General features: G+C 58.4%; 1 protein-coding gene and 1 pseudogene. One reads left to right on the forward strand and one right to left on the reverse strand.

The features are described from left to right. On the reverse strand, positions 1 to 341 hold a 341-nt coding region (locus ACFPZN_RS56580; protein ID WP_378293770.1), incomplete at its 3' end, for a hypothetical protein. On the opposite strand from ACFPZN_RS56580, the pseudogene ACFPZN_RS56585 reads away from it, so the two are divergent. Then, positions 327 to 550 (forward strand): annotated as a pseudogene (locus tag ACFPZN_RS56585) (glutamine-hydrolyzing GMP synthase); the annotation flags it as partial. The gene ACFPZN_RS56580 and the pseudogene ACFPZN_RS56585 overlap by 15 nt on opposite strands.

The following is a 550-nucleotide window of genomic DNA, read 5'->3' on the forward strand; positions in this document are numbered from 1 at the left end:
GTGCGACGGCTGTCCTGACGACGGCGCGCGACGCGCTCGCCCAGCAGGTCGCTTTCACAAATCAACGCCAGGTTATTGAGCGTATCAATGAATCCGTGCTCGGCGGCGCCGATCATCAGGTAACGGCCATTTCCGGTCGCTTCGCTCAGGCGAAGAATGCGCTTCGGCGCAACTTTGATCCGTCCCAGCAGTTCGCCCAGCGCTTCACGGCGACCCTCATTTTCAACGGAGAAGACCACCGGCCCGGTGAAGGACTCAAGAAACTTACGCAGATTATCAAGGGGGGATTTCTGCTGCGCCTGAACGAAGCGCAGCAGGTGATGGAGATGTTCGGCGACCACTTTGGCCTGAACATTGTTCACGTTGAAGGCGAGCAGCGTTTCCTCGACGCGCTGGCGGGTGAAAGCGATCCGGAAGCGAAGCGTAAAATTATCGGTCGCGTTTTCGTGGAAGTGTTCGACGAAGAAGCGCTGAAGCTGGACGACGTCAAATGGCTGGCGCAGGGTACCATCTACCCTGACGTTATCGAATCTGCCGCTTCCGCCACCGG

Origin of the sequence: Actinomadura rugatobispora (assembly GCF_042656285.1) — a bacterium.
Lineage (GTDB): Bacteria > Actinomycetota > Actinomycetes > Streptosporangiales > Streptosporangiaceae > Spirillospora > Spirillospora rugatobispora.